Origin of the sequence: uncultured Pseudoteredinibacter sp. (assembly GCF_947500695.1) — a bacterium.
Taxonomy (GTDB): domain Bacteria; phylum Pseudomonadota; class Gammaproteobacteria; order Pseudomonadales; family Cellvibrionaceae; genus Pseudoteredinibacter.
This window is the reverse complement of record NZ_CANMSS010000022.1, coordinates 1-4,190: the sequence shown is the minus strand read 5'-3', so window position 1 is coordinate 4,190 and position 4,190 is coordinate 1. Positions and strand designations below refer to the sequence as shown.

Here is a 4,190-nt window from a genome sequence, read left to right as displayed (position 1 = left end):
CCATCTACATCGGCACCACCAACATCGGTGCGAACGTTTCCGGTAGCATTGGTAACAGCATCAGTTGAATCTGTATCCGCATTAGCTATCGGAGCCGTATCGGTAATTAAAATATCTAAAGTACCGTTAGCGGTTGTGCCGTCGCTGTCAGTTACGACAACTGCGAGACTATCAACAACTTCGCCACCACTGTGATCTTTGGCCGTACCACTTGGATCGTAGCTGTAAGTAACCTCGCCCGTGCCCGAGTTGAAGTCGGTGATGGTTAGTACACCTTCTGGAGTATTAACGGTGATATTACTTGTTGAAGCGTTGTTTAGGGCCGCCGCTGTAATATTTTGTCCGGCAATGCTTAAAGAGCCTAGACCATCAGGCGTGCTAATGGTGAAGCTTTTACCCGAAACATTTGCGTCTTCAACAACACTTTCATCACCGGTTGCACCAGCATTATTGTCATCGATGGTGACCGTTGGTGCGCCATCGCTGCTGCCAGTTACGGTGATAACAACCGTAGTTGTTGAGAAACTTCCATCGGTATCTTTTAAGGTGTAGCTGAATGTATCGGTGGCTGTTGCGCCTTCTGCTAAGGCGGCCGCACCAGCACCTGGGGTGTAAGTATATGAGCCATCCGCTTGCAGGGTTAACGAACCAAGCGAGCCCGCGATAGCCGTATTAACACCACCGGAGATATCACCTGTTTGCGTGCCAGCAACCACACCAGTAATCGCTGCAGCATCAGCGCCATCTACATCGGCGCCACCAACATCAGTTCTAACATTACCCGTCGCGTTGGTAACAGCATCAGTTGAATCGGCATCCGCGTTTGCTACTGGCGCCGTGTCGGTAATTAAAATATCTAAAGTACCGTTAGCGGTTGTGCCATCACTGTCCGTTACGACAACCACTAAGCTATCAACAACTTCGCCACCACTGTGATCCTTGGCCGTACCGTTTGGATCGTAGCTGTAAATAACCTCGCCCGTGCCCGAGTTGTAATCGGTAATGGTTAATACACCCTCTGGAGTATTAACAGTGATGTTGCTGGTTGAAGCGTTGTTTAATGCAGCTGCGGTAATATTTTGTCCAGCTATGCTGAGCGAACCTAAACCGTCTGGCGCATTAATGTTGAAGCTGTTACCCGAAACATTTGTGTCTTCAACAACACTTTCATCACCGGTTGCACCAGCATTATTGTCATCGATGGTGACCGTTGGTGCGCCATCGCTGCTGCCAGTTACGGTGATAACAACCGTAGTTGTTGAGAAACTTCCATCGGTATCTTTTAAGGTGTAGCTGAATGTATCGGTGGCTGTTGCGCCTTCTGCTAAGGCGGCCGCACCAGCACCTGGGGTGTAAGTATATGAGCCATCCGCTTGCAGGGTTAACGAACCAAGCGAGCCCGCGATAGCCGTATTAACACCACCGGAGATATCGCCAGTTTGTGTACCCGCAACTACGCCGGTAATCGCTGCTGCATCAGCACCATCTACATCGGCGCCACCAACATCGGTACGAACATTACCTGTTGCGTTATTGTCGGCATCAGTTGAATCGGCATCCTCGTTTGCTACTGGCGCCGTGTCGGTAATTAAAATATCTAAAGTACCGTTAGCGGTTGTGCCATCACTGTCGGTTACCACTACTGCCAAGCTATCAACAACTTCGCCACCACTGTGATCTTTGGCCGTACCACTTGGATCGTAGCTGTAAGTAACCTCACCCGTGCCCGAGTTGAAGTCGGTGATGGTTAGTACACCTTCTGGAGTATTAACGGTGATATTACTTGTTGAAGCGTTGTTTAGGGCCGCCGCTGTAATATTTTGTCCGGCAATGCTTAAAGAGCCTAGACCATCAGGCGTGCTAATGGTGAAGCTTTTACCCGAAACATTTGCGTCTTCAACAACACTTTCATCACCGGTTGCACCAGCATTATTGTCATCGATGGTGACCGTTGGTGCGCCATCGCTGCTGCCAGTTACGGTGATAACAACCGTAGTTGTTGAGAAACTTCCATCGGTATCTTTTAAGGTGTAGCTGAATGTATCGGTGGCTGTTGCGCCTTCTGCTAAGGCGGCCGCACCTGCACCTGGGTTGTAGGTATAAGTACCATCAGCTTGCAGAGTAAGAGAACCCAACGAACCCGCGATAGCCGTATTAACACCACCAGAGATATCGCCGGTTTGCGTGCCGGCAACTACGCCGGTAATAGCAGCCGCGTCAGCGCCATCTACATCGGCGCCACCAACATCGGTACGAACATTACCTGTTGCATTGGTAACAGCATCAGTTGAATCCGTATCGGCGTTTGCAACTGGCGCCGTATCGGTAATTAAAATATCTAAAGTACCGTTCGCGGTTGTGCCATCGCTGTCCGTTACGACAACCGCTAAGCTATCAACAACTTCGCCACCACTGTGATCTTTGGCCGTGCCGCTTGGATCGTAGCTGTAAGTAACCTCACCCGTGCCCGAGTTGAAGTCGGTGATGGTTAGTACACCTTCTGGAGTATTAACGGTGATATTACTTGTTGAAGCGTTGTTTAGGGCCGCCGCTGTAATATTTTGTCCGGCAATGCTTAAAGAGCCTAGACCATCAGGCGTGCTAATGGTGAAGCTTTTACCCGAAACATTTGTGTCTTCAACAACACTTTCATCACCGGTTGCACCAGCATTATTGTCATCGATGGTGACCGTTGGTGCGCCGTCACTTGTTCCAGTGACAGTAATCGTTACGGTGGTAGTCGAGAAGCTTCCGTCATTATCTTTTAAGGTGTAGCTAAACGTATCAGTCGCCGTAGCACCTTCAGCAAGAGCGGCCGCACCTGCACCTGGGTTGTAGGTATAAGAGCCATCCGCTTGCAGGGTTAACGAACCAAGCGAGCCTGCAATTGAAGTATTAACACCACCAGAGATATCGCCGGTTTGTGTACCAGCAACTACGCCGGTAATCGCTGCAGCATCAGCGCCATCTACGTCCGCGCCACCAACATCGGTGCGAACGTTACCGATTGCGTTATTATCCGCATCAGTTGAATCCGCATCAGCGTTAGCAATTGGCGCTGTGTCAGTAATTAGAATATCTAAAGTGCCGTTAGCGGTTGTGCCATCGCTATCAGTCACAACAACTGCGAGACTATCAACAACTTCGCCACCACTATGATCTTTGGCCGTGCCGCTTGGATCGTAATTGTAGGTAACTTCGCCCGTGCCCGAGTTGTAATCGGTAATAGTTAATACACCTTCTGGAGTATTAACGGTGATATTACTTGTTGAAGCGTTGTTTAAGGCAGCTGCCGTAATTGCCTGCCCTGCAATGCTCAGCGAGCCTAAGCCATCCGGAGCACTGATCGTAAATGTGTTGCCAGTTGTGCTGCCATCTTCGACAACACTCTCGTCACCAGTTGCACCAGCATTGTTATCATCGATGGTGACCGTTGGTGCGCCATCGCTGCTGCCAGTTACGGTGATAACAACCGTAGTTGTTGAGAAGCTTCCGTCGCTATCTTTTAAGGTGTAGCTGAATGTATCGGTGGCTGTTGCGCCTTCTGCTAAGGCGGCCGCACCAGCACCCGGGGTGTAAGTATAAGAGCCATCGGCTTGCAGGGTTAACGAACCGAGCGAACCTGCAATTGAAGTGTTAACACCACCAGAGATATCGCCGGTTTGCGTGCCGGCAACTACGCCGGTAATGGCAGCCGCGTCAGCGCCATCTACATCGGCACCACCAACATCGGTGCGAACGTTTCCGGTAGCATTGGTAACAGCATCGGTTGAATCCGTATCGGCGTTTGCGACTGGCGCCGTGTCGGTAATTAAAATATCTAAAGTACCGTTAGCGGTTGTGCCATCGCTGTCAGTCACAACAACTGCGAGACTATCAACAACTTCGCCGCCACTATGATCTTTGGCCGTGCCGCCTGGATCGTAGTTATAAGTGACCTCACCAGTGGATGAGTTGTAGTCGGTAATGGTTAGCACACCCTCTGGGGTGTTAACGGTAATATTGCTAGCCGAGGCATTGTTTAATGCGGCAGCCGTAATTGTCTGCCCTGCAATGCTCAACGAGCCTAAACCATCCGGAGTGTTTATGGTGAAGGTGTTGCCAGTTACAGAGCCATCTTCTTGAACGCTTTCATCACCTGTAGCGCCAGCATTATTGTCATCAATGGTAACAGTTGGCGCACCGTCACT

Annotated in this window: 1 protein-coding gene; it reads right to left on the bottom strand. The window is 50.2% G+C overall.

Going from position 1 to position 4,190, the window contains the following annotated elements:
- Positions 1-4,190, bottom strand: a 4,190-nt coding sequence (locus tag Q1A08_RS21300; protein ID WP_299776415.1) for a VCBS domain-containing protein, incomplete at both ends; no start/stop codon positions are given.